Origin of the sequence: Craterilacuibacter sinensis (assembly GCF_009831765.1) — a bacterium.
Taxonomy (GTDB): Bacteria; Pseudomonadota; Gammaproteobacteria; order Burkholderiales; family Chromobacteriaceae; genus Craterilacuibacter; species Craterilacuibacter sinensis.
The window spans coordinates 1-962 of the sequence record NZ_WSSB01000033.1 but is presented as its reverse complement, the minus strand read 5'-3'; the positions used below and the strand labels follow the sequence as shown (position 1 = coordinate 962).

The window sequence follows — 962 nt, the reverse complement described above, 5'->3', positions numbered from 1 at the left end:
CCACCTTCGCGAATAGCGAAGCGCAGACCGTCTTCCATAGCGATCGGAGCAATCAGCTCAACCGTGATGGATACGTTATCGCCAGGCATAACCATTTCCACGCCTTCTGGCAGGCTAACAGCGCCAGTCACGTCCGTAGTACGGAAGTAGAACTGAGGGCGGTAGTTAGCGAAGAATGGCGTGTGACGACCACCTTCGTTCTTGCTCAGCACGTAGATCTCACCGGTAAACTTGGTGTGCGGGGTGATGGAACCCGGCTTAGCCAGAACCTGGCCACGCTCTACGTCTTCACGCTTGGTACCACGCAGCAGCACGCCTACGTTGTCGCCAGCCTGACCCTGATCCAGCAGCTTGCGGAACATTTCCACGCCGGTGCAAGTCGTCTTGACGGTGTCTTTCAGACCAACGATTTCGATTTCTTCGCCGACTTTAACGATACCGCGCTCAACACGACCGGTAACCACGGTGCCGCGACCGGAGATCGAGAATACGTCTTCGATAGGCAGCAAGAATGGCTTGTCCACAGCGCGTTCTGGCGTTGGGATGTAGCTATCCAGCGCATCGGCCAGACGGTAGATCGATGGTTCACCGATATCGGACTGGTCGCCTTCCAGCGCTTTCAGGGCGGAGCCCTTGATCAGCGGCAGGTCGTCGCCTGGGAAGTCGTAGGAAGACAGCAGCTCGCGCACTTCCATTTCAACCAGTTCCAGCAGTTCCTCATCATCAACCATGTCGCACTTGTTCAGGTACACGATGATGTAAGGAACGCCAACCTGACGAGCCAGCAGGATGTGTTCGCGGGTCTGTGGCATTGGACCGTCAGCGGCCGAGCACACCAGAATCGCGCCGTCCATCTGGGCTGCGCCGGTAATCATGTTCTTCACATAGTCAGCGTGGCCTGGGCAGTCAACGTGAGCGTAGTGACGGGTTTCGGTCTCGTACTCAACGTGAGCGGTATTAAT

Annotated in this window: 1 protein-coding gene; it reads right to left on the bottom strand. The window is 56.8% G+C overall.

The annotated features are described in order from the left end of the window. Positions 1 to 962: elongation factor Tu (gene tuf / locus GQF02_RS15735; RefSeq protein WP_160798400.1), on the bottom strand; the 962-nt coding region annotated here is incomplete at both ends.